Here is a 25,015-nt window from a genome sequence, read left to right on the forward strand (position 1 = left end):
CGTTGTCCTACATCGCCCGCCCATGCGCAAGGTCGCTCAGGAGGCCGGCTGCGACGGTGATCTTCGGAAGCGTCAGCTCGCCGCTTTCGCTCAAGGTCACCAGTTCGGCGCCAATGCGGTTCACCCGCATCCGATCGCCGCCGACCCAGGCTTCCAGCGGCTTCTTCTCCTTCGGATGGGCGGTCAGCGCGGCGATGACGATATCGCGGCGCGCCGAGGCAAGCTGCTGCAGGCTGCGGGAGAGCGCCAGGCTCTCGTAATGTTCCGAGGTGGTGATCCGATCTCCGGCGCCGATCAGGCGGTTGACCCGGAAGGTCTCGGTGACGGCGAAATAGCTCTCGGTGGCGCGCGCCATGGTCTCGCCGGTGCGGTCGGCGATCAGCATGATCTCCGGTACCAGGACCAGGGTGGAAAGCAGCAGGATTTCCCGGGCAAGTGAGGCCGGTATGCCTTGCGCTTCGAGTTCGGCTGCGCGGGCCGCGGTTTCCACGAAATCTCCGCTGGCGAGTGAGGAACGCAGTCCCTTGATCGCCGCCTTGAGCCGGCTCATCGCGCCGTCCATGTCGCCGCTACCGACCTGTGTCTGCAGGATGAGACGGGTCGCTTCCGCAAAGGTTTCGGTAGTGCGGGCATAAAGATCGTTCTGCACCTGGCCGGGGATTTTTCCGTCCAGCGCATCGATCTCGGCCCAGAGCTTCGGGAGCTCGAAACCGTCGCGGGCGAGGAAGGCGGCCTTCACGACATTCGCCGCCGTGGCGCCGGTCATGTCGCTCATCTGCTGCACGAAACCGGGCCCGCCGCGGTTGATCGCCTCGTTGGCGAGCGCCGTGGCGACGATTTCGCGGTGCAGGCGATGAGACTGGATGTCCGCGGCGTAAACCTTCTGCATCTTGGCTGGGAAATAGGCTTTCAGGACGGCCGAGAAATACGGATCGTCCGGCAGGCTGCTCTCGATCAGGGCGTCGAAGAGGACGATCTTCGAATAGGAGAGCAACACGCCGATTTCCGGCCGGGTCAGCGGTCTGCCGGAGGCATAACGCTCGGCAAGCTCCACGTCGTCGGGCAAGGTTTCGACCTTGCGATTGAGCTGGCCTTGCGATTCCATGACGGACATCAGCCGCGACAGCTCTTCCCGGTTGCCGGTGCCTTTGCGTTCGGTGAGCGAGATCGACAGCGGCTGCAGGTAGTTGTTGCGCAGGACGAGGTGGCCGACTTCCTCGGTCATCGACGCGAGAAGCTGGTTGCGCTTGTCGCGGGTGAGGCGACCGTCCTGCATGGCGGGGTTGAGGGCGACCTTGATATTGACCTCGACGTCGGAGGAGTTGACGCCGGCCGAATTGTCGATCGCGTCGGAATTGCAGCGCCCGCCATTCAGCGAATAGGCGATGCGGCCCTTCTGGGTCATGCCGAGATTGGCGCCTTCGCCGATGACGCTGGCGCGCACTTCGGCCGCGGTGATACGGATTGGGTCATTGGCGCGGTCGCCGACTTCCGCGTCTGTCTCGGAGGCCGCCTTGATATAGGTGCCGATGCCGCCGAACCAGAGAAGGTCGACAGGGCTCTTCAGGATCGCGGTCATGATCTCGAAGGGCGTTGCGGTCGTCTTGTCGATACCGATTGCGGCCGCTGCCTGCTTGGTGAGCTTGACCGACTTTTCCGAGCGCGAAATGATCATCGCGCCTTCGGAAAGGGTCGATTTGTCGTAATCCTGCCAGCTCGATCGCGGCAGGGCGAACATGCGTTCGCGTTCCGCGAAGGACTTTTCGATATCCGGATCGGGATCGATGACGATATCGCGATGGTCGAAGGCGGCCAACAGCCGGATCTTGCGCGACAGCAGCATGCCGTTGCCGAAGACGTCGCCGGACATGTCGCCGACGCCGGCGACTGTGAACGGCGTCGTCTGGATATCGACATCCTTTTCGCGGAAATGCCGCTTCACGGCCTCCCAGGCGCCGCGGGCGGTGATGCCCATCTTCTTGTGGTCGTAACCCGCCGAGCCGCCGGAAGCGAAGGCGTCGTCCAGCCAGAAGCCGGCTTCCTGCGCCAGGCCGTTGGCGGTGTCGGAGAAGGTCGCGGTGCCCTTATCGGCGGCAACCACGAAATAGGGGTCGTCACCATCGATGCGGATCGTGTCCGGCGGCCCGACGATGTCGGCACCGACGATGTTGTCGGTGATCGACAGAAGCGTGCGGATGAAGGTCTTGTAGGCCTCCTTGCCTGCATTGAAGAACGCGTCGCGCGAACTCGCCGGGGGCAGCATTTTCGGGAAGAAGCCGCCCTTGGCGCCAACCGGCACGATAACGGCGTTCTTGACCTGCTGCGCCTTCACGAGGCCGAGGATTTCGGTGCGGTAGTCCTCGCCGCGGTCCGACCAGCGCAGGCCGCCGCGCGCGACCTTGCCGAAGCGCATGTGCAGGCCTTCGACCTCGGTGCCGTAGACGAAGATTTCACGGAAGGGGCGGGGCTCCGGCAAACTGTCCAGTAGCTTCGGATCGAGCTTGAAGGCGAACATCCGGTGCGGCGCGCCATTGGCGTCGCGCTGGAAATAGTTCGTCCTGAGCGTCGCATCGACCGCATTGACGAAACGGCGAAGCGTGCGGTCCTCGTCGAGGTTGGGCACGTTGCCGAGCGCTTCCTCGATCTCGGCGTGGTGGTCGGTGAGTTTCTTGACGCGGGCCTTTTCGCCGATCTTCGGATCGAAGCCGTCGCGGAAGAGGCGGAAAATGGCGGCGGAGATGGCCGGGTATTTCACCAGCGTATCGGCGATATAGGTCTGCGAATAAACGATGCCGGTCTGGCGTAAATAGCGCGAGTATGCGCGCAGCACCGTGACTTCGCGGGCGGAGAGGCCGGCCAGCAGAACGAGCCGGTTGAAGCCGTCATTGTCGATCAGGCCTTCGAAGGCGGAGAGGAAAGCCTCTTCCAGAGCCAAGCCCTCGCGGGCAAGATCGACTTCGCGCCCGTCGCCGAGCTGCAATTCCATGTCGTGGAGGACGACTTGGCGGCGGTCGTTCTCCGGCCCGGCCTGGATTTCGAACGTCTGCTCGCTGACGGCGTGGAAACCGAGATTTTCGAGAAGCGGGACGCGGCGGGAGAGCGACAGATGCCGCTCCCTGTGGAAGATCTTCAGCGACACGGTGTTGGCGGGATCGCCGGGGCGGCGATAGAAGGCGATGCGGATCGTCTCGCCGGCAGCGCAAGCGGCGATGTCCGGCAGGTCGGCGAAGGTTTCCTCGGGCGAGAAGGCTTCCTGGAAGGCCCGGGTGACGGAGAGCCGCGGCCCCTCCTCGGCGAGCGCTGCAAAGCGTTCCTCCCAGGGCGTGGCGATCAGCCGGATCGCTTCCTCGAGCTTGCCCTGCGCGATCCTCGGCGTCTTGCCGCCGCGCCGGCCGATGATCATGTGGACGCGGGCGACGCCGCCCTCCGGGAAGGCCGGGTAATAGGCGGAGACGTGGCCGTCATAGACCTTGGTCAGGTAGTCGCCGACCTTTTCGCGGACGAGGGAATTGTAGTCCTCGCGGGGTACGTAGACGATCACCGAGACGAAACGGTCGAAATGGTCGATGCGCGGCAGAACCCGGACACGGGGACGCTCGCTCAGTTCCATGATCTGCTCGCAGAAGCGGGCCAGCAGATCGACATCGATCTGGAAGAGGTCGTCGCGCGGATAGGATTCGAGCGTGTTTTCCAGCATGCGGCCGGAATGGCTGTCGGGGTCGAAGCTGAAATGCTCCTCGATCCGGCCGGCCTTGGCGCGCAGGAGCGGTATATCGCGAACGGAATGGGTATAGGCGGTTGCCGTGAAAAGGCCGACAACACGCAGTTCGCCGACCACTTCGCCCTTTTCGTCGAAGCGCTTGACGCCGACATAATCCATATAGGCGCGGCGGTGGACGACGGACTTCACGTTGGCCTTGGTGACGATCAGGAAATCGGGTCCGTCGAGGAATTCGAGGATTTCCGGCGTTGTCGTCACCGCGTCCTTGCCCTGGCGCAGGACCAGCACATCCGGATCGGAGAGAATGCCGAGACCGCGGCCCTTGCCGCGTTCGACCTTGGCCTCCGTGCCCTTGCCGGAATAGACGTATTCGCGCATGCCGAGGAAGGTGAAGTTGTCGTCGCGCAGCCATTCCAGGAAGGCGAGCGCCTCGTCTCGATCGGCCTTGCGGCGGCTTGCCGAATTGTTGAGCTGCTTGGCGGCGCCGTCGAGGACTTCCAGCATGGAGCCCCAGTCGGTGATCGACAGATGCACCTGGTCGAGGATGTAGCGGATGCGCTCGGTCAGCGAAGCCGCCTGTTCCTCGTTGAGGGGCGAAAGATGGATCTGGATGAGGCTCACGTGATGAGCCGGGTTGCCAGGCTGTTCGTTGGAGCGCAGGACCGGTTCCTTGCCCGGCTCGACGACCAGGATCGGATGGACGGCCATGGTGAGGTCGCGGTGGGTCGCGGTCACCTCGCCCATGACCGAATCGAACAGGAAGGGCATGTTGCGGTCGACGACGGTCAGCACCGAGACCGGAATTCCGTCCGGCTCGACACCGGCGACCGGTTCGACCGTGATGTCGGCCCGCACCCGCGTCCAGGCCATCAGCCGTTCGGCTGCATGATTGGCGGAGAGCGCCAGCATGTCCGGCGTGTAGCTTTCGAGGTCGTCAGTGCTGGCCCGGCCGAACAGGATGAGCGGGTCGAGATGCGGCCCCTTGCTCGCAGCAGCGATCTTGCGCGCGCTTTCGATCTGTTTTTCCCGTTTCGGATTCTGCCTGACGGCCATGTCCCTCTCCCCTTTTGCGTGTTCGGACCGAATAAATCAGATTTATGTCATCATGCGGCAACGTGGCTGATCCATGTCAGTCAACACTACACGTTTCATTCTTCCGTGAAGCCTTGTTGACATGCGGCGACGAAGAAACGATCAACAGGGCCACCGTAGCCGGAAGTCAGTCTCATGCAGGATACCAGCAGTGCCGTCCTCGTCATCTCCAGCCATGTCGTGCGCGGCTCGGTCGGCAATCGTGCCGCCGTCTTCGCGCTCGAGACGCTTGGATTTCCCGTCTGGGCAATGCCGACCGTCGTCCTCCCCTGGCATCCCGGTCATGGGCCTTCTACGCGGCTGACCTTCCCCGAATCAGATTTCGACAAGGCTATAGACGATCTTATTCGCGCGCCATGGTTGGGAGAAGTGAAGGCGGTGCTGACCGGCTATTTCGGCAATGCCGCCCAGCCGCGTTCGGTGGCGCGGCTCATTCGCGCGCTGAAGGAGAAGAACCCGGACCTTCTTTATGTCTGCGATCCGGTCATGGGCGATCTCGGCGGGCTCTATATTCCGCAGCCGACGGCAGAAGCCATCCGCGACGAACTCATACCGCTCGCGACGATCGCCACTCCGAACCGCTACGAGCTCGCCTGGCTTTCCGGCGCGCCGCTCGAGACCAACAACGATATCATGGATGCCGCGATCGCGCTCGGGCCGCCGCGCATCCTGGTGACCTCGGCCGTGCCGATGATGACGGGCGGCACCGGCAATCTCTACCTGACCGGCAAACATGCGCTGCTGGCCGAACACCGGCTGATCGACAATCCGCCGAACGGGCTCGGCGATCTTCTGGGAGCCCTGTTTCTCGCACGAATCCTTGCCGGCATGGACGAGGAAAAGGCGCTGCAGCTGGCAACGGCGAGCGTTTTCGAGATTCTTGCGCGCACGGCCAAGCGCGGTGGCGACGAGCTGACGCTGGAGACCGACGCGTCTAGCCTCTCTACACCCATGGCGATGGTCCAGATGCGCCGGCTCGTGCATCCCTTGCAGCGGACCAAGCGGTAATCGGCCTGCGGAGTTCGCAGATGCACAATGGGCGTTGATCTTCGCTCGGCGGCGCTATAATCGTTGCTCCATGACGGATTTTCCTGACAGACTTCTGGCGGGCTACCGCAACTTCATGAGCGGTCGCTATAGTGACGAACGCGAACGTTACCGCGTGCTGGCGGACAGGGGGCAAAAGCCCCACACGCTGCTGATTGCCTGTTGCGACTCCCGTGCCGCGCCTGAGACAATTTTCGACTGCGGGCCCGGAGAAATGTTCGTGGTGCGCAACGTTGCCAACATGGTGCCGCGCTACGAGCCCGACGGGCAGTTCCACGGCACGTCGGCGGCGATCGAATATGCCGTTCAGGTGCTTGAGATTGACAATATCGTGGTGATGGGCCATGGCCGCTGCGGCGGCATTCAGGCGGCGCTCGATCCCTCCATGAAGCCGCTGTCGCCGGGGGATTTCATCGGCAAGTGGATGGGGCTGGTCAGGCCCGCCGCCGAGCAGATCCAGAACAACGAATTCATGACGCAGGCCGAACGCCAGACCGCACTGGAGCGGGTCTCGATCCGCAATTCGATCGCCAATCTGCAGACGTTTCCCTTTGTTCGCAAACTCGACGAAGAGGGAAAACTCGGCATTCACGGCGCCTGGTTCGACATTTCGACCGGCGAGCTCTGGATCATGGACAGCAAGGGCGATTTCGTCCGTCCGGATCTTACCGAACCGCCTGAACAGGCCGAGCAGGAGTCGGCCTGAATTTCTTCAGGTGAAGTAGGCTTGTCGGCTGCCGGGCTTATTGGCCGTCGATCTGCGCGCCCATATAGGCGATCGCCTGCTGATATACGGTTGCGGCGTTCCAGCCCTGGATGGCAACGAAGTTCGGCTGGCCCGGCTGGTAGCCGGCGCCCGGCCTCCAGCCGTGTCCTTTCAGAAAATTGGCGGTCGAGGCAAGTGCATCGGCACGCGAGCGGACCATGTCGATATGACCGTCGCCGTCGCCATCGGCGCCGTACCGGATGACGTTCAGCGGCAGGAACTGGGTCTGGCCGATCTCGCCATGGGCAGCGCCGCGGGCGGTGACGCTCAGATCGCCTCGGCCGACAAGCTGAAGGGCCGCGTAGAGCTGCTCGGTGAAATAAGCGGAGCGTCGGCAATCGTAAGCGAGCGTCGCGACAGCGGAAAGCGTATGCTGATCGCCCATGAAGCTGCCGAAACCGGTTTCCATGCCCCAGATGGCGATGATCGGACCGGCCGGCACGCCGAAGCGGCGCTCGATCGATGCGAAGAGGGCGGCATTACCAGACTTCATGCCCTTGCCGCGGGAGATGATGGCAGCCCCGCCGCGCTTCTTCATGAATTCGTCGAAGGAAAGCTTGAAACTTTTCTGGCCGCGATCGGCGCTGATGGTCGGGCGATTGTAGGAGACGCTCGAGAAAGCCTTTTCGACGACGGAAGGGTTGACGCCGCTCGCAGGCGCTACCCGCTTGAACTCGTCGACCCAGCGGTCGAAGCCGGATGCATCGTTGCCGCATTGGAGCGCGGCAAACGCCGGACTAGCGGTCATGAAACCGGTTGCGATCAATCCTGCCAGCAAAATCTTCTTCATGCGGTCAAACCCGTCCCGAGAGCCGAATCGCTTAAGCCAGAAGCGTCCGGATAATGTGCTTTGTTTCGGCCTTATGGCGGTGGCTGCGGACAATCGCAACTCACCCGTTCATGAATAGTTCGTGATATAGGTGATTCGAAAGAAAGACCCCGCCATTTCTGACGGGGTTTCTATCGGAACATGCTTAATAAATTTATTATTTATCAGGCAGCAACCTTGCGCGGCTTGATCAGGCCGCGATTGACGAGCAATTCGGCGATCTGGATGGCGTTGAGTGCTGCGCCCTTGCGGAGGTTGTCGGAAACGACCCAGATATTGAGGCCGTTTTCCACCGTCGCATCCTCGCGGATACGGGAAATGTAGGTGGCATCCTCACCGGCGCATTCGTAAGGCGTGATGTAGCCGCCGTTCTCGTGCTTGTCGATGACGAGGCAGCCCGGAGCTTCGCGGAGAATATCGCGGGCCTGGTCGGCGGTGATCTCGTTTTCGAACTCGATATTGACCGATTCCGAATGGCCGATGAAGACCGGAACGCGCACGGCCGTGCAGGTGACCCTGATCTTCGGGTCGAGCATCTTCTTGGTTTCGGCCAGAACCTTCCACTCTTCCTTCGTATATCCGTCCTCCATGAAGACATCGATATGCGGGATGACGTTGAAGGCGATACGCTTGGTGAACTTCTTTGCTTCGACCGGATCGGCGACGAAGACGGCGCGAGTCTGGGTAAAGAGTTCGTCCATGCCTTCCTTGCCGGCACCGGAAACCGACTGGTAGGTCGAGACGACGACGCGCTTGATCTTGGCGAAGTCGTGCAGCGGCTTCAGGGCGACGACGAGCTGAGCAGTCGAGCAATTCGGGTTGGCGATGATATTGCGCTTGGTGAAACCGGAGATCGCATCCGGGTTCACTTCCGGAACGATCAACGGAACGTCCTGATCGTAACGCCAGGCGGAAGAGTTATCGATGACGACGCAGCCCTGGGCGCCGATCTTCGGCGACCACTTCTTGGAGACCTCGCCTCCCGCCGACATCAGGCAGATATCGGTGTCGGAGAAATCGTAGTTTTCGAGGTTTGACACCTTCAGCGTCCGGTCGCCGAACGAAACCTCGGTTCCCTGGCTACGGGCGGATGCCAGCGCCACGACTTCGTCCACCGGGAAGCCGCGCTCGGAAAGGATCGTCAGCATTTCCCTGCCGACATTGCCGGTTGCACCGGCGACTGCGATCTTGAAACCCATTTTTTGCTCTCTTTCTGTCTCTCCTCGTTTCCGGTGAGGGGGAAACCGCGGTTGAATTCGCGGAATTCCTTGTCCCCGGCCATCCGGGGAGAGAGCGGCGGCCAGAGACGTCAGACGGTTTTCGTCGTCGTTTTGGCCTTGGTTTTGGAGAAAGCGGAAAAACACGCCCGCTGCGCAGCTTGGATAGCCGGCAGTGCGGAGGCAGCGATATTGAATTCGCAGGCGCGCATGTGGGTGTCTTCCCGTTCGCGAAGCTGTTTAGAAGATTTTTGCAACGAGTCAAGCGATGGCTGACTCGGGCGCTGCGTTGCATTGCCCTCATTCCGCGCCGCAGCATTCATCCTGCACGGCAGGCGCGATATTAGACGAAAGTCATAATCCCAAAGCATCCCTCTTCTTGAGCCTTGAATTCTGTCAATCTGCGACAATGCGTTGCCGCATCCAAGTCCAGGAGGGAACGGGCTGGGAGCCGGTACGCGAGTTTCATTCTTGAGGGAGGACGACAATGGCAAATGTCGCAACTGCGATTGACACCAGAACCAAGCCGATGACGGCCGAGGAGCGGAAGGTGATTATCGCCTCCTCGCTCGGCACCGTCTTCGAATGGTATGATTTCTATTTGTATGGAACGCTGGCTGCAATCATCGGCAAGCAGTTCTTCTCGCAGTTTCCGCCGGCAACGCAGGCGATCTTCGCCCTGCTGACCTTTGCCGCCGGCTTCCTTGTCCGCCCCTTCGGCGCACTGGTTTTCGGTCGGCTCGGCGATCTCGTCGGCCGCAAATACACCTTCCTTCTCACCATCCTGATCATGGGTCTGTCGACCTTCGCGGTCGGCCTTCTGCCGAGCTACGATCAGATCGGTGTCGCCGCACCCATCATTCTCGTCGCACTGCGCATGGCTCAGGGCTTGGCGCTTGGCGGTGAATATGGCGGCGCGGTGGTTTATGTCGCCGAACATTCGCCCCGCAACAGGCGTGGTTTCTACACGGCCTGGATCCAGACGACGGCCACGATGGGTCTGCTGCTGTCGCTTTTCGTCATCGTGACCTTGCGCATCAATCTCGGTGAGGAGGCATTCCAGACCACGCAGAAGATCTTCTTCGGTCTCCAGGGCGGATGGCGTATTCCCTTCCTCCTGTCGATCATCCTGCTCATCATCTCGATCTACATTCGTCTGCAGATGAATGAATCACCGCTCTTCAAGAAAATGAAGGAGGAAGGCACTCAGTCCAAGGCGCCACTGTCGGAAGCTTTCGGTAACTGGGGGAATGGCAAGATCGTGCTGATCGCGTTGTTCGGCCTCGTGGTCGGCCAGGCGGTCGTCTGGTATACGGGACAGTTCTACGCCCTGTTCTTCCTGCAGACTGTGCTGAAGATCGACCTTTTGACAGCCAACGTGCTGATCGCCTGGGCGTTGATCATCGCAACACCCTTCTTCCTGGTGTTTGGCTCTCTTTCTGACCGGATCGGAAGGAAGCCGGTGATCCTGGCGGGCTGCCTTCTCGCGGCAGCAACTTACTTCCCTCTGTTCAGCGCCCTGACAACGGCGGCCAACCCGACCTATTCCAAGGCGATCGAAACCGTCAAGGCTGAAGTCAGGGCCGATCCCGCCACCTGCGGTTCCCTGTTCGACCCGGTCGGCATCCGCACCTTCACGACGCCTTGCGACGTGATGCGCCGCACCATGTCGACGCAGGCTTTCCGCTACACGCTGGTGGACGCGCCTGCGGGCTCTCCGGCCCAACTCGTCGTTAATGGCGGAGCACCGATATCCTTCACCGATGCCGCAGCCTTCAGTGCGGCGCTCGGCCCGGCTATGGTTGCGGCTGGCTATCCGGCGGCAAACGACCCGGCCAAGGTTAAGGTCAGCGGCTTCTTCTCCGCCCTGGCTAACGGTCAATCGTTGACGATCATCGCGATCCTGACGATCATGGTGATCTACGTCACCATCGTCTACGGCCCGATCGCTGCCGCCCTGGTCGAGTTCTTCCCGACCCGCATTCGCTATACGGCCATGTCCCTGCCTTACCACATCGGTAACGGCTGGTTCGGTGGCCTCCTGCCGGCCACGTCCTTCGCGATCGTCGCCTCTACCGGCGATATTTTCGCAGGACTCTGGTATCCCGTCATCTTCGCACTTTTGACGGTCGTAATCGGCCTGCTGTTCGTCCGCGAGAAACGGGACGTCGATCTCGCTCACTGAGGCAAGATCTGCAGATAAAAAAGGGGCCTGGTACAATGTGCCGGGCCCTTATATTTTTGAAGGTTCTTATGGAATTCGAGCCAGTATCTTTGATCCGGCACTTACGCTTCGGCTTAATGATGCTCCGGAATCCTTGCCGTTTTGCGCGACGCGCCTTGAGTGTCTAGTCTCTCCGCTTCGGCGGCATGCCACGCGGGGGCAAGGGCGTGCTCGTCCAGTCGGGACGTATCAGCAGGGGAACCGACCGGCGCAGAACCGGCCAGCCGTCCGGCTCCTGCCGGAAGAGCAGCCCGTAGCGGGAAAAGACGATCGCCATGATCACCGAGAACCAGGCGCCGAAGGAGAGGCCGGCAATCACGTCGCTCGGATAATGGGCTCCGACGATGACACGCGAAAAACCGATCCAGAGGCTCATGATCAGAAAGAACAGACGGTAGCGCGGGGCGAGCAACGCCAGTGCCATCAGGAACGCCCCGACCGTCGTTGCGTGACCGGAGGGGAAGCTTTCGAAACGGGAACCGGAAAAAGGGCTCAGGCCGTGAAAGCCCCATTGCTCGTAAAGGACGGGGCGGGCACGGCCGATGATACGCTTTACCAGGTTGACGAGAAGGCCCGAGCCGGCAACGGCCACAAAGATATAAGCCGCGACATGGCTGACCAGCATCGCCTGGAAGCGAGCCCTCAGGCGGGGGGCGAGCCGAATGACGGCGAGGGCTTCGAAAAAGAGGATCGCGGTCGCGAAGAGAATCCAGCCGGACGTACCGAAATCGGTGATCGCCTTGCCAATCGGCAGCAGCACGTTGGGCGTATGGGCGGCATAGGAGCCGACCGGCGCATCGAGCAGGAAGAAAGCGATCAGGACCAGATTGATCGTGACCAGCGCATAAGACAGCCATCGCGGTGACGGCGGCCCGGACGGATGGCGATCCCGCCGATGTCTCAGTTTTTCGATTGTCCGTTTCATCGGCCTTCATCCGTGGCGTGGGAGCGATCCCGTGCCGCTTCTTCCCATAGATTTCGCGATATGGGTAGCAGGATGCCGAACGCCAAATGTCGAGGTGTCTTTCCGCCGTGCGACGGAAAGACACCTCTCAGTGTATCAGGCGGAAAGGCTTACGAATTCCCTGAGGATCGCATCGCCCATTTCGGCGGTGCCGACCTTGCGGGCGCCTTCGGCCATGATGTCGCCGGTGCGGATGCCCTGGTCGAGCACGTTGGCAATCGCCTTTTCGAGATTGTCGGCTTCTGTGACCATGTTGAAGGAGTAACGCAGGCACATGGCAAACGAGGCGATCATGGCGATCGGGTTGGCAACGCCGGTGCCGGCGATATCCGGCGCCGAACCGTGAACCGGCTCGTAAAGCGCCTTGCGCTTGCCGGTCTTGGCATCGGGTGCGCCGAGCGACGCGGAGGGCAGCATGCCGAGCGAGCCGGTCAGCATGGCCGCGACGTCGGAGAGCATGTCGCCGAACAGGTTGTCGGTGACGATCACGTCAAACTGTTTTGGAGCGCGGACCAGCTGCATGCCGCCGGCATCGGCCAGCATGTGGTCCAGCTTGACGTCGGAATATTTTTCCTTGTGGGTGGCGGTAACGACCTGGTTCCAGAGCACACCGGACTTCATGACGTTGCGCTTTTCCATCGAGCAGACGGCATTCTTGCGGGTGCGGGCAAGCTCGAAAGCGACGCCGGCGATGCGCTCGATCTCATAGGTATCGTAGACCTGGGTATCGATACCGCGCTTCTGGCCGTTGCCGAGGTCGATGATTTCCTTCGGCTCGCCGAAATAGACACCCCCGGTGAGTTCGCGGACGATCAGGATGTCGAGGCCCTCGACCAGTTCCGGCTTCAGGGAGGAGGCGGAGGCAAGCGCCGGGTAGCAGATGGCGGGGCGCAGGTTGGCGAACAGTTCCATATCCTTGCGCAGCCGCAGCAGGCCGGCTTCCGGACGCACTTCATAAGCAACGTGATCCCATTTCGGACCGCCGACGGCGCCGAAGAGAACCGCGTCCGCTGCCATCGCCTTGGCCATGTCCTCTTCGGAAATGGCGGCGCCATGCGCATCATAGGCGCAGCCGCCGACCAGGCCTTCGTCAAGGACGAAATCGGCCTTCATGGCGCTGTTCATGTGAGCGATGATCTTGCGGACTTCGCCCATGGCCTCGGGGCCGATGCCGTCGCCGGGAAGGAGGAAGAGGTTCTTTGCCATATCGTTTTCGTATCCTTGCGGGTTTCGCAGGCTCGCGTCCTCCCGCGCGGGATCTCCGCGCCTGGCAAAACCTCGTCCGAGCCTGCCAAAGGACGAGGCCGGAAAGGTTTTAAGGACTACCGGCGCCGATGCGGGCAGTCACTTCGATCTCGATCTTCATTTCCGGCGTGGTGAGGCCGCAGACGACCATGGTCGCCGCCGGCCGGATCTCGGAGAAGGTCTCGCCGAGAACCTGAACGATGGCATCGTAATCCGCCATGTCGGTGAGGTAGTAGCGCACCCGGACGACGTCCTGGAGGCCGCTGCCGGCTTCTTTCAGTGCCTTCTCGATCGTGCCGAGCGTATTGCGCGTCTGGGCCGCCGCATCGTCGGGCATTTCCATCCTGGCATAATCGTAGCCGGTGGTGCCGGAGACATAGACCATGTCGCGGTCCACCACGGCGCGTGAATAGCCGATCCGCGCTTCGAAGGGCGATCCGGAGGAAATCCGCGTGACCATCAGGATGCTCCGGAAATCAGAGCCAGGGACGTGCGGCTCGGTTGTTGTTCTCGAAAGTGCTGATCGCCGTATCGCTTTTCAGGGTCGAAGCGATGTCGTCGAGGCCTTCGAGCATGATATGGCGACGGCCGGGATCGATGTCGAAATGGATCGAGCCGCCATCGGGGCCGGTGATTTCCTGGGCTTCCAGGTCGATCGAGAGGATGGCGTTCGAGCCGCGCTCGGCATCGTCCATCAGCTTTTCAAGATCTGCCGGGGAAACGACGATCGGCAGGATGCCGTTCTTGAAACAGTTGTTGTAGAAAATGTCGGCGAAGCTCGTCGAGATGACGCAGCGGATGCCGAAATCGAGAAGTGCCCACGGCGCGTGTTCGCGCGAGGAGCCGCAGCCGAAATTGTCGCCAGCGACCAGGATCTTGGCATTGCGATAGGCCGGCTTGTTCAGCACGAAATCGGGATTTTCAGAACCGTCGTCCTTGTAGCGGGCTTCCGAGAAGAGACCCTTGCCAAGACCAGTGCGCTTGATGGTCTTGAGGTAATCCTTCGGAATGATCATGTCCGTGTCGATATTGATGACCGGAAGCGGCGCTGCAACGCCGGTGAGTTTGGTGAACTTTTCCATGATCTGCCTCCAGGTGGACTTATCTGCGGAAGCTGCCATAAAGCAAATCGACGCAGATTTGAAGGCCTGTTTGACATGAACCGGTACGCCAACACGCCGGAAACCGGCGTATTCGTCTCGTTAGCGCTTGGAACGATCAAAGATCGATGATCGTGCCGCGGCCGTCGTTCCAGACACGCATTTCGCGCTTGTTCGCCTGGGCTCGCACCGGGACCGGCTTCAGCCGCGCCGAAAGCGCACGCCCGATGGACAGAACCGCGAGGATACCGGCAAAGGCGACGGTCAGCGAAGCCGTCAGAAGCGCTGCCATGGCGAGCACGGCAATGGCCGAAACGATGACGAAGAATACGCGAATGTTTTGCATGGTATATACCTTTCTCATCGAAGAATGTGGGGCCTTGCGCCCTTTCTTGCAAGGGGTTTTGCGCAGGGCGGTATTGCCGCAGATCAAAAAGATTGGCACAAAGCGCCGATGACCGCCTTGACCGATATCAATTCTTTCTCCGCTAGACTTCGCCGTTCGATTTTGAGCGTGCCGGCCGGCAATACGAGAGCGTTGGAAAAGGTGCATGGGCTGGATTGCGATGCGGTGATCTTCGACCTGGAAGATTCCGTTGCGCCGGAAAAGAAAGGCGAGGCCCGCGACAACCTGCGCCGGCTGTTTACGGAAAACCGGCTCCAAGGCAGGGAAACGGTCATTCGCATCAACCCCCTCGAAACCGAGTTCGGCAGGGCCGATATGGATCTCGTTACCGAGGTCTCCCCCGACGTGGTGCTGATCCCGAAGGTCGAGCACATGTCGCAGGTCCAGGCGGTGGCGGATATCCTTTCCGAGGCCGGGGCTCCGGACGAGCTTGCCATATGGGCCATGATCGAAACGCCGAAGGGCGTCCTGAATGCGCCGGCGATTGCCCCTGTCGACGAGCGGCTCCAGTGTTTCGTGGTCGGCCTCAACGACCTGCGCAAGGAAACGGGCGTGCTGCCCCAGCCCGGCCGGACCTATCTGGTGCCGTGGCTGATGCAGATCGTACTCGCCGGCCGCGCCCATGGGATCGATGTGATCGACAGCGTCTTCAACGATTTCAAGGATGCTGAAGCCTTCGAGGCGGAATGCGCGCAGGGCCGCGCCATGGGCTTTTCCGGCAAGATGCTGATCCATCCGGCCCAGATCGAGCCTGCCAACCGGCATTTCGGGCCGGACCCCCAGGCGGTGGAAGAGGCGGAAGCGGTGATCGCCGCCTTTGCCCAGCCGGAAGCTCACTCTCTCAACGTCATCAACCTGAACGGCAAGATGGTCGAAAGGTTACATCTGGTGGAGGCCGAAAAGCTTGCCGCCAGGGCCCGGATCATCGCCGAACGAAAGAAAACGCCATGAAATTGTATCGTTTCCTCAGCGGTCCCGACGATTCCTCCTTCTGCCACAAGGTGACGGCGGCGCTGAACAAGGGCTGGGAACTGTCCGGCTCGCCGACCTATGCCTTCAACGCCACGACCGGCGAGATGCAATGCGGCCAGGCGGTGACGAAAACCGTTCACGGCAAGGAATACGATCCCGAGATGAAGCTCGGCGAGCAATAAGGATCAGCGCTGGGCCGCTTCCTCGGCGCTGGCCTCGATGCGCTCCATGTCGTCATCGCTGAGACCGAAATGGTGGCCGATCTCGTGGATCAGCACATGGGTGATGATATCGCCCAGGGTTTCTTCATTTTCCGCCCAGTAATCGAGGATCGGCCGGCGATAAAGCCGGATGCGGTTCGGCAATTCACCCGTTTCCATGTTGAACCGTTCGGAAATGCCGCGGCCTTCGAAAAGGCCGAGCAGGTCGAAAGGCGTCTCGAGCGCCATGTCCTCGAAAACGTCGTCGTCCGGGAAATCCTCGATCTCGATCGTCAGGTTGACGGTGAGAGCCCGGAATTCCTCCGGCAAATGACCATAGGCTTCGATTGCCAGCGACTCGAACGTGCTGATCGTCGGTGCGTGGCGATCCTGCCAATCGTCGGTCTGGTCGATGCGGGCCATAGGCTCTCCTTCTGATCAGGCCCATATAGTACCTCCCGCGATATTTTTCGAGTGAAGAATCATCGGCCTAGGATCCGAGGAAAAGATTCCCAGGATTTGGTTGTTGACTCTTATCGGCAGCTCTGGAATCCATAAGAACATAAAGAGAACATTATGGATGGAGCTGACGCCATGGCCGAGCACGCCACGGCGCAGGAGACGCTTTTTGCCCTGCGCGAACAGATCGCCAGACTGGAAGGAAAATCTCTGCCGGCGCTTGCCGCGGCGGAACAGGCGGACTCGGCCGCCGATCCGGAAGGCCGGAAAGCCAGGGACAATCAGCCCCGCCTGCCATTCGGCATAACGCAGATGGACACCGCATTGGAAGGCGGTCTGCCGCTCGACGGCATCACGGAAATCCGCTCGCTCCTGATGGGAGATGCCGGGGCTGCAAGCGGCTTTGCTCTCTCGCTGGCATCTTACCTCAAAGCGAGACAACCGAACGAGGCGCCGGTTCTCTGGATCGGCGATGTCGTTTCCACGCAGGAAGCCGGTGTTCCTTATTCCGTCGGCTTCAAACAGTTCGGATTGAGCTCGCGGGATGTTCTTTACGCCTCGCCGCGCAAGCTCGACGATGCCCTGTGGCTTGCGGAGACCGCGGTGGCCAGCGGGGCTGTTGTCGCCACCATTCTCGAGATTCGGGGAAACCCCAGGCATTTCGGTCTCACCGAAAGCCGTAGGCTGGGTCTGAGGGCAAAGGCGGCGGGGCGGCCGCTCTTTGTATTGCGGCATGCGGGGGAGGAGGAAGCGAGCAGCGCTTCCTTCCGCTTCCTTGTCGAACCGGCCCCGGCGGCTCACCGGCATCTTCCGGATGGATCCATGCTTGGCGGCAGCATTGGTCATCCCGTTTTCAAACTCACCCTGGAGAAGAGCCGCAACCCGGCTCCGCTGTCCTTACTTCTGGAGTGGAACCCCCATGACCGTCAATTTTCCCTCGGCCGAGACGCAGGAGAGGCTTTCTCTTTCCGCAACCCGCCAGCGCATCCTGGCGCTCGTCTTCCCGCATCTGCCGACCGACAGGATCGCGCGCCGGCTCTGGGGACTGTCATGGCGTTCGAAAGGGCGTCCTGAACATCCGCCGATCCTCTGTGCCGGCCGGCGGGAAAACGCCATGCGGCTTACGGCGCTCGACGAGGTTTCCGAACGCCTCGGGCTGAAGCGCGGGCAGGGGTTGGCTGAAGCGCGCGCCATGTTTCCCAAGATCGATGTGATGGACGAGGATGGCGCGGCGGACCAGGGTCTTCTCGAGGCGATCGCCGACTGGTGCGATCGTTATACCCCGCTGGTGGCGCTGGACGGCCGCGAAGGCCTGTTTCTCGATATCACCGGCTGCGCCCATCTTTTCGGCGGCGAGGAGGCTCTGCTCAGGGATATTCTTGGCCGGCTTCTGCAGATGGGGTTCGACGTCAAAGGGGCGATTTCCTCGTCACCGGGCCTGTCCTGGGCCGCTTGTCGCTTCGGCCGTGGCGGTGTGATTGCCGACCGGGTGACGGCGGAGATACTGGCGCCTCTGCCGGTCAACGCTCTGCGTATCGATGAGGTCACCATCGCAGCGCTCTACAAGCTCGGACTGAAAAGGATCGGCGACCTTATGCCCATGCCGCGTGCGCCGCTGGCTCGCCGTTTCGGCATGCATCTGCTGCTTCGGCTGGATCAGGCGCTCGGGCACAATGAGGAAGCCATCTCACCTCGCCGTCCCGTGGCTGCTCTTTCCGCCGAGCGACGACTTGCCGAGCCGATCCAGGCGGAAGAGCATATTCTGCAGCTGTCCGGCCAGATTGCCATTTCGTTGAAATCGGAACTGGAAGCCCGCGGTGTCGGGGGGCGGGTTTTCGAACTGGTGCTTTTCCGGGTCGATGGCCGGGTGTTTCGCATCGCGGCCGGTGCCTCGCAGCCGTTGCAGGATCCGAAACGGATCTCCTCGCTGTTTTCCGAGCGCCTGAATGCGGTGCACGATGATCTCGATGCCGGTTTTGGTTTCGAGCTCCTGCGTCTCAACGTGCTGCAATACGATCTCTTCAAGACCCTGCAGGGCGACTTCACCGGCAATGGCGACAGCGAGATCTCGCTTGCCGATTTTGTCGATCGGGTTTCGGCCCGGCTCGGGGCCGACTGTCTGCAGGTCGTCGAACCGAAACCGAGCCACGTGCCGGAGCGCGCAGAAATTTTCGTGCCGGCGATTGCAGCAAGGATCGTCCGGGAAAAAACCGAGGAGGTTTTCGCCTTCGTGCCGAGAAGCGACCGACCTTTGCGGCTCTTCCGCCACCCGGAACTCGTGGACGCTTTTGCGGCAACGGTACCGGACGGACCTCCCCGGCGTTTCCGCTGGCGCCGCATCGTTCATGAAGTCATCCGCGCCGAGGGGCCGGAGCGGATTTCGCCGGAATGGTGGCATGACGCGGAGGAGGCAGAGGAGCGTGATTATTTCCGGTTGGAAAGTGAAGCGGGCCGCCGCTTCTGGATTTTCCGCGCCGGTCATTATGTTGCCGGAGAAACGGCACCGACATGGCGCGTGCACGGAATTTTCGCATGACGAACGCTCCCGCCTTTTTCGAGATCGGTGCCAAGACCAACTTTTCCTTCCTGGAAGGGGCAGCCAAGCCGGAGGAGATGATCATTGCGGCAAGCATGCTCGGGCTTTCAGGGCTTGGTATGGCCGACAGGAACTCAGTGGCCGGCGTAGTGAGAGCGCATAGCCAGGTCCGGAACATGAAGGAGACATACGAACGTCAGCAGAAACAGGGCAGAAAGGAAGGTGAGGAAGAGGCTGTTTTGCCTTGCGCCTTTTCCCCTGGAGCCCGGCTCGTCTTTTCCGACAGCACGCCGGATGTTCTGGTCTATCCGCAAAACCGAAAAGGCTGGGCCAATCTTTGCCGCCTGCTGAGCCGTGGAAACCTCAGGACAGAGAAGGGGTCCTGCATTCTGGAAGAGTGGGATTTTCTGGAATGGTGCGATGAGATGATGCTCGCGGTCGTTCCGGAGTTTTCCCGTGTGGAAGACATGGCCTATCAGCAGCACCTGGGAGACTGTCTCCGTAAATACAGAGAGCGGTTCGGAAAGAACATCTATCTGGCTCTGTCACCAACTTATGACGGCCGCGACGCCTTGGTGTTCAATTCGCTTGCCCAGATTGCCACGCGTAATCAAGTACCTCTGATCGCGACCAATCTGCCCCTTTTCCATCTCCCTTATCGCAGGTCCCTGTCAGATGTGGTGACGGCGATCCGTGAGCATGTGACGATCCAGGAAGCCGGGTTTCGGCTTGCGCCGAATGGAGAGAGGTACATCAAACAGGCTGCCGAAATGGCGCGGCTTTTTCGCGCCTATCCGGATGCCATCGCCAATACGAAAAAGTTCTTCGGCAAGCTGGAATTCTCGCTCGATGAACTCAGTCATAACTATCCTGACGAGAGCGTCCCGGGCGAAACGGTGTCCGAAACCCTGGAGCGCCTGACCTGGGAAGGCGCAAAGCGCCGATATCCCAACGGCATCGAGGAAAAGGTCTCCAGCCAGATCAGGTACGAACTCGATCTGATCAAGGAGATGGAATACGAGCCGTATTTCCTGACGGTGCGCCATATCGTCTGGCATGCTCGCTATGTGCTGAAAATCCTCTGCCAGGGTCGCGGTTCGGCGGCCAATTCCACCGTCTGTTTCTGCCTCGGCATCACCGAGGTCGATCCTACATTCACGACGCTTCTCTTCGAACGGTTCATTTCGACGGAGCGGAACGAGCCGCCGGATATCGACGTGGATTTCGAGCATGCGCGACGCGAGGACATTATCCAGTATATCTACCAGCATTATGGCTATCGCCATGCCGGTTTGACGGCGGCGGTCACCAGCTACCGGACCCGCATGGCAGGCCGCGAGGTGGCCAAGGCTTTCGGCCTTTCCGAAGACGTGCAATCGGCGCTTTCCAGCACCGTGTGGGGCTGGTCCGAGGATGGGCTTTCGGAGCGGGAGGCCAGGGTCGCAGGCCTGGATGTGACGGACAAGACGACACTCAAGGTGATCGCCCATGCGAAGGAACTCATGGGCTTTCCGCGTCATCTCACCCAGCATGTCGGCGGATTTCTGATAACTCGCGACCGGCTGGATGAAGTCGTGCCGATCATGAAGACGGCGATGCCCGGGCGCTACATGGTCGAATGGGACAAGGACGACCTCGACACACTGAAGCTTTTGAAGATCGATGTGCTGGCGCTCGGCATGCTCACCTGCCTCAAGAAGGCTTTCGAGCTTATGCAGCAGCACTATGAGATTGAAGAGACGCTCGCTGGTCTTCTGCAGAAAGATAAAGACCAAAATGTCTATGGCATGATTTGCCGGGCCGATACGATCGGGGTTTTCCAGATCGAGAGCCGGGCGCAGATGAGCATGCTGCCGCGGTTGAGGCCCGAAAAGTTTTATGACCTTGTTGTTGAAGTGGCGATCGTCAGACCTGGTCCCATCCAGGGAAACATGGTCCATCCGTATCTAAAACGGCGCGAAGCCAAACGGAACAAACAGCCGATCGAATATCCCAGTCCTGAATTGGAAAAGGTTCTCGAACGCACGCTGGGCGTACCTCTCTTTCAAGAGCAGGCAATGCAGATTGCAATAACCGCGGCCGGGTTTTCTCCCGAGAAAGCGGACAAGCTGCGTCGATCGATGGCGACGTTCAAGCGATCGGGAAGAGTGGAGGAATTTAAGAACGATTTTGTTGCCGGCATGCTGAAAAATGAGCGTTATTCCAAGGAATTTGCGGAGAGCTGCTTCAGCCAGATCGAGGGTTTCGCGGAATATGGCTTTCCGGAAAGCCATGCGGCGTCATTCGCTTTGCTTGTCTACGTATCCTCCTGGATCAAGGCCTATTATCCGGATGTCTTCTGCACGGCGATGCTGAATTCGCAGCCGATGGGGTTTTATGCGCCGGCGCAGCTCATACGGGATGCACGAGAGCACGGTGTCAGGATTCTCCCCGTCGACGTCAACAAGTCGGAATGGGACTGCACTTTGGAAGAGACCGTTTTCGACCGGGGTGCGATCGACAAGCGTCATGAATCCATGCGGGATGTCATCAAGACTGAGCGTGCCGTGCGGCTTGGGTTTCGGCAGGTCAAAGGCCTTGCCGAGAAAGACATGATTGAAAAGCTCATCGCCCACCGCGGGGAACGTTATGCCTCCGTCCATGATCTCTGGCTGCGGTCGGGGCTCGACAAATCGGATATCGAGCGGCTGGCGGATGCTGATGCCTTCAACTCCATCGAGCTCAGTCGTCGCGAGGCGCTGTGGGCGGTCAGGGGGCTTGATACCAAGAATGCCACCGCGACATTGTCTCTGTTCGATGTGGCGGACCGCGTCGATCTCAGGCCGGAGGCGAAAGCGACGCTGCCGGAAATGCTGCCCGGCGAACAGGTGATCGAGGATTATCGGCATCTCTCGCTTTCGCTGAAGGCACACCCGGTCTCCTTCCTGCGCGAGGAATTCAAGACCATGGGAATTACCCGTAGCGTCGATCTCCTGACGGTTCCGAACGGGCGAAGGGTGACGATCGGCGGGCTCGTTCTCGTCAGGCAGCGGCCTGGCTCGGCCAAGGGCGTCATCTTCATGACGCTGGAAGACGAGACCGGCGTTGCCAATGCGATCGTCTGGCCGAAGATTTTCGAACGCTACAGGCCGGTCGTGATGGGCGCGCGGCTGGTGAAGATCCGGGGGAGGCTGCAGAGCCAGAGTGGCGTCATCCATACGGTGGTCGAGCATATCGAGGACATTACCCCGATGCTGGGACTGCTGCAGAAGGAAGCAAGGCGGTTCGGTGTGTCAGCCCGTTCGGATGAGGTATTGCAATCCAGCGGTGACCATCGGCAGAGAAGGCGCTCCCATGGAATGGAGGGGGCGAGCAAGGAGAGCGCCAAGGAGCCCGTACCGCACAATTCCTATGGAACCGGACCAGGGGGTGTCATGCCGAAAGGCCGCAATTTCCACTAAATGCTACCGGAGTGGGACCAAGGTAGAAGAGGGAATTATAGGATGCTCCTTAAGAAGGGACGCATATATGTCGATTCTTTCTTGACATCGCCTGTCCGCTTTCGCAAAAAGAGGATGTTACAGGTCATGTTTGGCAGGTCGACCGAGAATGCTGGTTTGCAGTTGCAATTACATCACCGACAGGGAAATCAAGGACGTCATCACGCAGCTCCTTGACGAAGACTGTTGGCAGCTCATTGTCCCATCCAAAGTCTACCACGCCATGGCGAAACGTGGCCGCTGCTGCGGCTGTTTCCCCAACGTTGTCGACCTGATCATCCGCACAACCGAGGAATATCACGCCCACCACCACTCGACGGAAGACGAAGTGGTCGTATATATGTCCCGCTTGAGACAATTCCATGAGGAAAACAGGAGAGCGGACATTGAAAGGCGACTCAAAGGTCATCGAGCGGCTTAACGAGGCACTTTTTCTCGAGCTAGGCGCCGTCAACCAGTATTGGCTGCATTATCGCCTGCTGGATGACTGGGGTTTCAAGAAGCTCGCGAAAAAGGAACGGGCGGAGTCGATCGAGGAAATGCATCATGCCGATCGTCTCATCGATCGCATCATCTTTCTCGAAGGCCACCCCAACCTGCAGACGCTTGCCCCGTTGCGCATCGGCCAGAATGTCAAGGAAGTCCTGGAGGCCGATCTTGCTGGCGAATATGACGCCCGCACGGCCTACAAAGCCTCCCGCGATATCTGTCACGCGGCCGGCGATTACGTCTCGATGAAGCTCTTCGAAGAGCTTCTGATGGACGAGGAAGGCCATATCGACTTCCTCGAAACCCAACTCGATCTGCTGGCGAAAATCGGCGAGGAGCGTTACGGCCTCCTCAACGCGGAATCGGCTGATTCCGCCGAATAATCGCTTATCCGAACACACGAGCCCCGGCGAAAGCATTTGCTCCGCCGGGGCTTTTTCGTTTCAGCCCATGAACCTTGATCGGCAACCGGCCGAACCGGGTGGTTGCCAGCTCCCGGGCGGTCAGAGCCGCTCGGCTGCCACCTCGGCCAGGTGCTTAAACTCCGCGACGACCTGGTCGTAGACCGCGCGCTTGAAGGGCACGATCAGGCTGGGAAGGTCGGCCATCGGCTTCCATTCCCAGGCGTCAAATTCCGGCGCGTGTCCGCCCGGCGGCGGGTTGATGGCGATCTCGCTTTCGTCGCCATCGAAGCGAAAGGCGAACCAGCGCTGGGTCTGGCCGCGATATTTTCCCTTCAGCCCGATGCCGATCAGGTGCGCGGGTAGATCGTAATTGATCCAATCGTCCGCCTCGGCAAGCAAGGTGACGGAGCGCATCCCCGTTTCCTCGTAGAGTTCGCGATAAGCCGCGGGTAGCGGGTCCTCGCCCTTGTCGATGCCGCCCTGCGGCATCTGCCAGAGCTGCGGCGAACCGTCAAATTCGCTGTTGCCGTCGCTGATGCGCCGGCCGGCCCAGACAAGGCCTTCACGGTTCAGAACCATGATGCCGACGCAGGGGCGATAAGGAAGCTCCTCCGCGACGACCGAACGTTTGCCTTTCTTGCTCATGGGTAACTCCGATCCATCACGGTCCAACGCTTTCGCTCGCGAGTGAAGAGACGCCGACAATCTCGATACCGCGCTGCGAGACTTCCTCGCTCCATTGCCTTATCGCATCGATGCTCTCGTCGAAAGCCGAAGCAACGCCGATCGCCGTGCCCTTGCGGCCGGCTATGCGCTCCAGTTCGTCGAGCTTCTTGAGGATCGCATCCTTCTGCAACTGGCCGTCAAGCGTCATATCGCCGAAGGCATGTGGCAATTCGATCGCCTTGGCAACGATCGCCGTCTTGGACTGCGCGGATGTCCCGTCGTCGAGGAAGAGCAGTCCGCGTTTGGAAATATCACGCAGGACCGGCTCCAAGGCGCCGGCGTCCGAAAGATAGCGGCCGCCGAGGTAGTTCATGACGCCGGTATAGTTGGTGATTTCGCCCATGGCCTGGTGAAGGCGGCCGAGATTATCCTTGGCCGACATCTTGGTCAGCAGAGTGCCGGGACCCGGATCGTTTGCCGGATAATCGAACGGTTCGAACGGCACCTGGATCAGGATTTCATGGCCGGCGCGACGGGCTTCCTGCATCCAGCGCTGCAGGCTGTTGCCGCTGACGGCGAAGGCGAGCGTCACCGACGGCGGCAGGTCGCGGATTGCCCGCTGGGTGCCCGTCTGGCTGAGCCCGAGACCGCCGACGACGATTGCGATGCGGGTTCCGCGCGCGCCGGACCAGGGTCGCGCATACTGATCCATCGGCCGCTGTCCGCCAGGCCCGACAATAGGCAGGCGGCCATGGGGTGAATCCTCCAGCAGCGCATCGTTGGGTTGGGCAGCCATGCGCGGGTCCTGGCCGATCCGCTGGGTGCCGATCATCACCGGTCCGCTGCCGTCGCGCGAGCGCGGCGTGTACTTGGTCACCACCGAACCGTCATCGGTCAGTGTCCGCTCGATATTGGCGCCGGAATTCGGATCGGAACGGGGCATGCCCGTGGATTGCTGCGGTGCTGCGTTCTGGCCGGATTTTGTGGGGGGCTGGACCTGTTCGGGCTTGGAAGCCGGCGGAACGTTGGAAGCAACCTGCTTCAGGGCATCATCTCCGCGCATGGCGTAGAGCGAAAGCCCCAAGATGCCGACGACCGCCAGAGAGGCAAAAACGATTGCAAGAGAAAACTTCCGGCTCCGTCGCCGAGCGGCCGGCCGGTTCTGTCCGAGCGGTGCGTGGAGATCGGTGCCCAAGGTC

The 25,015-nt window shown here is 60.7% G+C and carries 22 protein-coding genes; 10 read left to right on the forward strand and 12 right to left on the reverse strand.

Annotation, left to right across the window (positions count from 1 at the left end; all coding sequences use genetic code 11):
- Positions 1-7 precede the first annotated feature (7 nt).
- The gene (locus tag PMI07_RS05450) at positions 8-4,774 is read right to left on the reverse strand and encodes an NAD-glutamate dehydrogenase (protein WP_007764617.1); all 4,767 of its coding nucleotides are present in this window, start codon (positions 4,772-4,774) and stop codon (positions 8-10) included.
- Positions 4,775-4,948: 174 nt separating this feature from the next.
- Here PMI07_RS05450 and pdxY point away from each other — a divergent pair, with 174 nt between their 5' ends.
- Both pdxY and PMI07_RS05460 read left to right on the forward strand, forming a co-directional pair.
- Positions 4,949-5,821 carry a pyridoxal kinase PdxY gene (pdxY, locus tag PMI07_RS05455; RefSeq protein ID WP_007764615.1) on the forward strand — a complete coding sequence of 291 codons (873 nt, stop codon included), beginning with the start codon at positions 4,949-4,951 and terminating at the stop codon, positions 5,819-5,821.
- A 70-nt stretch (positions 5,822-5,891) separates the two neighbouring features.
- On the forward strand, positions 5,892-6,566 hold the full coding sequence (locus PMI07_RS05460) for a carbonic anhydrase (protein WP_007764612.1): 675 nt from the start codon (positions 5,892-5,894) through the stop codon (positions 6,564-6,566).
- 37 nt (positions 6,567-6,603) lie between these two features.
- Here PMI07_RS05460 and PMI07_RS05465 read toward each other — a convergent pair whose 3' ends face one another.
- The 3 genes from PMI07_RS05465 to PMI07_RS34745 form a co-directional block, all read right to left on the reverse strand.
- Positions 6,604-7,416: a lytic transglycosylase domain-containing protein gene (locus tag PMI07_RS05465; protein WP_024163584.1), complete on the reverse strand. Its 813-nt coding sequence runs from the start codon at positions 7,414-7,416 to the stop codon at positions 6,604-6,606.
- A gap of 203 nt (positions 7,417-7,619) precedes the next feature.
- Complete coding sequence (locus tag PMI07_RS05470; RefSeq protein ID WP_007764380.1) at positions 7,620-8,654, reverse strand: aspartate-semialdehyde dehydrogenase; 1,035 nt, start codon at positions 8,652-8,654, stop codon at positions 7,620-7,622.
- Positions 8,655-8,764: 110 nt separating this feature from the next.
- Complete coding sequence (locus tag PMI07_RS34745; protein WP_155956377.1) at positions 8,765-9,082, reverse strand: hypothetical protein; 318 nt, start codon at positions 9,080-9,082, stop codon at positions 8,765-8,767.
- 77 nt (positions 9,083-9,159) lie between these two features.
- Between PMI07_RS34745 and PMI07_RS05475 the strand changes: the two genes are divergently transcribed.
- A complete protein-coding gene (locus PMI07_RS05475) occupies positions 9,160-10,857 on the forward strand; it encodes an MFS transporter (protein WP_007764382.1) in 1,698 nt (565 codons plus the stop codon).
- A 163-nt stretch (positions 10,858-11,020) separates the two neighbouring features.
- Here PMI07_RS05475 and lpxE read toward each other — a convergent pair whose 3' ends face one another.
- From lpxE to PMI07_RS05500, 5 genes are all read right to left on the reverse strand, one after another.
- A complete protein-coding gene (gene lpxE, locus PMI07_RS05480) occupies positions 11,021-11,821 on the reverse strand; it encodes a lipid A 1-phosphatase LpxE (protein WP_007764385.1) in 801 nt (266 codons plus the stop codon).
- A gap of 135 nt (positions 11,822-11,956) precedes the next feature.
- On the reverse strand, positions 11,957-13,066 hold the full coding sequence (gene leuB, locus PMI07_RS05485; RefSeq protein WP_007764392.1) for a 3-isopropylmalate dehydrogenase: 1,110 nt from the start codon (positions 13,064-13,066) through the stop codon (positions 11,957-11,959).
- A 109-nt stretch (positions 13,067-13,175) separates the two neighbouring features.
- Positions 13,176-13,565: a RidA family protein gene (locus tag PMI07_RS05490; RefSeq protein WP_007764394.1), complete on the reverse strand. Its 390-nt coding sequence runs from the start codon at positions 13,563-13,565 to the stop codon at positions 13,176-13,178.
- A gap of 16 nt (positions 13,566-13,581) precedes the next feature.
- Positions 13,582-14,187 (reverse strand): 3-isopropylmalate dehydratase small subunit, encoded by a 606-nt coding sequence (gene leuD / locus PMI07_RS05495; RefSeq protein WP_007764397.1) that lies wholly within the window; start codon positions 14,185-14,187, stop codon positions 13,582-13,584.
- 136 nt (positions 14,188-14,323) lie between these two features.
- Positions 14,324-14,551, reverse strand: a complete 228-nt coding sequence (locus PMI07_RS05500) for a hypothetical protein (protein WP_007764399.1) — start codon at positions 14,549-14,551, stop codon at positions 14,324-14,326.
- A gap of 108 nt (positions 14,552-14,659) precedes the next feature.
- Between PMI07_RS05500 and PMI07_RS05505 the strand changes: the two genes are divergently transcribed.
- Together PMI07_RS05505 and PMI07_RS05510 are read left to right on the forward strand one after the other, a co-directional pair.
- The gene (locus tag PMI07_RS05505; protein ID WP_007764401.1) at positions 14,660-15,562 is read left to right on the forward strand and encodes a CoA ester lyase; all 903 of its coding nucleotides are present in this window, start codon (positions 14,660-14,662) and stop codon (positions 15,560-15,562) included.
- A complete protein-coding gene (locus tag PMI07_RS05510; RefSeq protein ID WP_007764402.1) occupies positions 15,559-15,765 on the forward strand; it encodes a DUF1737 domain-containing protein in 207 nt (68 codons plus the stop codon). Before PMI07_RS05505 ends, PMI07_RS05510 begins: the two co-directional genes overlap by 4 nt.
- A 3-nt stretch (positions 15,766-15,768) precedes the next feature.
- On the opposite strand, the gene PMI07_RS05515 is transcribed toward PMI07_RS05510, so the two are convergent.
- Positions 15,769-16,206, reverse strand: a complete 438-nt coding sequence (locus PMI07_RS05515; protein WP_007764405.1) for a metallopeptidase family protein — start codon at positions 16,204-16,206, stop codon at positions 15,769-15,771.
- Positions 16,207-16,377: 171 nt separating this feature from the next.
- Here PMI07_RS05515 and PMI07_RS35295 point away from each other — a divergent pair, with 171 nt between their 5' ends.
- The 5 genes from PMI07_RS35295 (at position 16,378) to bfr (ending at position 23,129) form a co-directional block, all read left to right on the forward strand.
- Positions 16,378-17,316 carry a hypothetical protein gene (locus tag PMI07_RS35295; RefSeq protein WP_007764408.1) on the forward strand — a complete coding sequence of 313 codons (939 nt, stop codon included), beginning with the start codon at positions 16,378-16,380 and terminating at the stop codon, positions 17,314-17,316.
- The gene (locus tag PMI07_RS05525) at positions 17,267-18,778 is read left to right on the forward strand and encodes a DNA polymerase Y family protein (RefSeq protein ID WP_245277105.1); all 1,512 of its coding nucleotides are present in this window, start codon (positions 17,267-17,269) and stop codon (positions 18,776-18,778) included. The genes PMI07_RS35295 and PMI07_RS05525 overlap by 50 nt, the downstream gene beginning before the upstream one ends.
- Complete coding sequence (locus tag PMI07_RS05530) at positions 18,775-22,218, forward strand: error-prone DNA polymerase (RefSeq protein ID WP_007764414.1); 3,444 nt, start codon at positions 18,775-18,777, stop codon at positions 22,216-22,218. Before PMI07_RS05525 ends, PMI07_RS05530 begins: the two co-directional genes overlap by 4 nt.
- Positions 22,219-22,366: 148 nt before the next feature.
- Positions 22,367-22,678, forward strand: coding sequence for a hypothetical protein (locus PMI07_RS35565; RefSeq protein WP_007764417.1), 312 nt, complete (start codon positions 22,367-22,369; stop codon positions 22,676-22,678).
- Positions 22,644-23,129, forward strand: a complete 486-nt coding sequence (gene bfr / locus PMI07_RS05540; protein ID WP_007764418.1) for a bacterioferritin — start codon at positions 22,644-22,646, stop codon at positions 23,127-23,129. The genes PMI07_RS35565 and bfr overlap by 35 nt, the downstream gene beginning before the upstream one ends.
- Positions 23,130-23,249: 120 nt before the next feature.
- Here bfr and PMI07_RS05545 read toward each other — a convergent pair whose 3' ends face one another.
- Together PMI07_RS05545 and PMI07_RS05550 are read right to left on the reverse strand one after the other, a co-directional pair.
- Complete coding sequence (locus PMI07_RS05545; RefSeq protein ID WP_007764421.1) at positions 23,250-23,795, reverse strand: RNA pyrophosphohydrolase; 546 nt, start codon at positions 23,793-23,795, stop codon at positions 23,250-23,252.
- A gap of 16 nt (positions 23,796-23,811) precedes the next feature.
- A complete protein-coding gene (locus PMI07_RS05550; protein ID WP_007764423.1) occupies positions 23,812-25,011 on the reverse strand; it encodes a divergent polysaccharide deacetylase family protein in 1,200 nt (399 codons plus the stop codon).
- Positions 25,012-25,015: the final 4 nt, after the last annotated feature.

The organism is Rhizobium sp. CF080, from assembly GCF_000282095.2.
Taxonomy (GTDB): domain Bacteria; phylum Pseudomonadota; class Alphaproteobacteria; order Rhizobiales; family Rhizobiaceae; genus Neorhizobium.

Coding starts and splice junctions, on each gene's coding strand:
- PMI07_RS05450 (WP_007764617.1), bottom strand. CDS start 4,774: ATGGCCGTCAGGCAGAATCCGAAACGGGAAAAACAGATCGAAAGCGCG.
- pdxY (WP_007764615.1), top strand. CDS start 4,949: ATGCAGGATACCAGCAGTGCCGTCCTCGTCATCTCCAGCCATGTCGTG.
- PMI07_RS05460 (WP_007764612.1), top strand. CDS start 5,892: ATGACGGATTTTCCTGACAGACTTCTGGCGGGCTACCGCAACTTCATG.
- PMI07_RS05465 (WP_024163584.1), bottom strand. CDS start 7,416: ATGAAGAAGATTTTGCTGGCAGGATTGATCGCAACCGGTTTCATGACC.
- PMI07_RS05470 (WP_007764380.1), bottom strand. CDS start 8,654: ATGGGTTTCAAGATCGCAGTCGCCGGTGCAACCGGCAATGTCGGCAGG.
- PMI07_RS05475 (WP_007764382.1), top strand. CDS start 9,160: ATGGCAAATGTCGCAACTGCGATTGACACCAGAACCAAGCCGATGACG.
- lpxE (WP_007764385.1), bottom strand. CDS start 11,821: ATGAAACGGACAATCGAAAAACTGAGACATCGGCGGGATCGCCATCCG.
- leuB (WP_007764392.1), bottom strand. CDS start 13,066: ATGGCAAAGAACCTCTTCCTCCTTCCCGGCGACGGCATCGGCCCCGAG.
- PMI07_RS05490 (WP_007764394.1), bottom strand. CDS start 13,565: ATGGTCACGCGGATTTCCTCCGGATCGCCCTTCGAAGCGCGGATCGGC.
- leuD (WP_007764397.1), bottom strand. CDS start 14,187: ATGGAAAAGTTCACCAAACTCACCGGCGTTGCAGCGCCGCTTCCGGTC.
- PMI07_RS05500 (WP_007764399.1), bottom strand. CDS start 14,551: ATGCAAAACATTCGCGTATTCTTCGTCATCGTTTCGGCCATTGCCGTG.
- PMI07_RS05505 (WP_007764401.1), top strand. CDS start 14,660: ATGACCGCCTTGACCGATATCAATTCTTTCTCCGCTAGACTTCGCCGT.
- PMI07_RS05510 (WP_007764402.1), top strand. CDS start 15,559: ATGAAATTGTATCGTTTCCTCAGCGGTCCCGACGATTCCTCCTTCTGC.
- PMI07_RS05515 (WP_007764405.1), bottom strand. CDS start 16,206: ATGGCCCGCATCGACCAGACCGACGATTGGCAGGATCGCCACGCACCG.
- PMI07_RS35295 (WP_007764408.1), top strand. CDS start 16,378: ATGGCCGAGCACGCCACGGCGCAGGAGACGCTTTTTGCCCTGCGCGAA.
- PMI07_RS05530 (WP_007764414.1), top strand. CDS start 18,775: ATGACGAACGCTCCCGCCTTTTTCGAGATCGGTGCCAAGACCAACTTT.
- PMI07_RS35565 (WP_007764417.1), top strand. CDS start 22,367: ATGCTGGTTTGCAGTTGCAATTACATCACCGACAGGGAAATCAAGGAC.
- PMI07_RS05545 (WP_007764421.1), bottom strand. CDS start 23,795: ATGAGCAAGAAAGGCAAACGTTCGGTCGTCGCGGAGGAGCTTCCTTAT.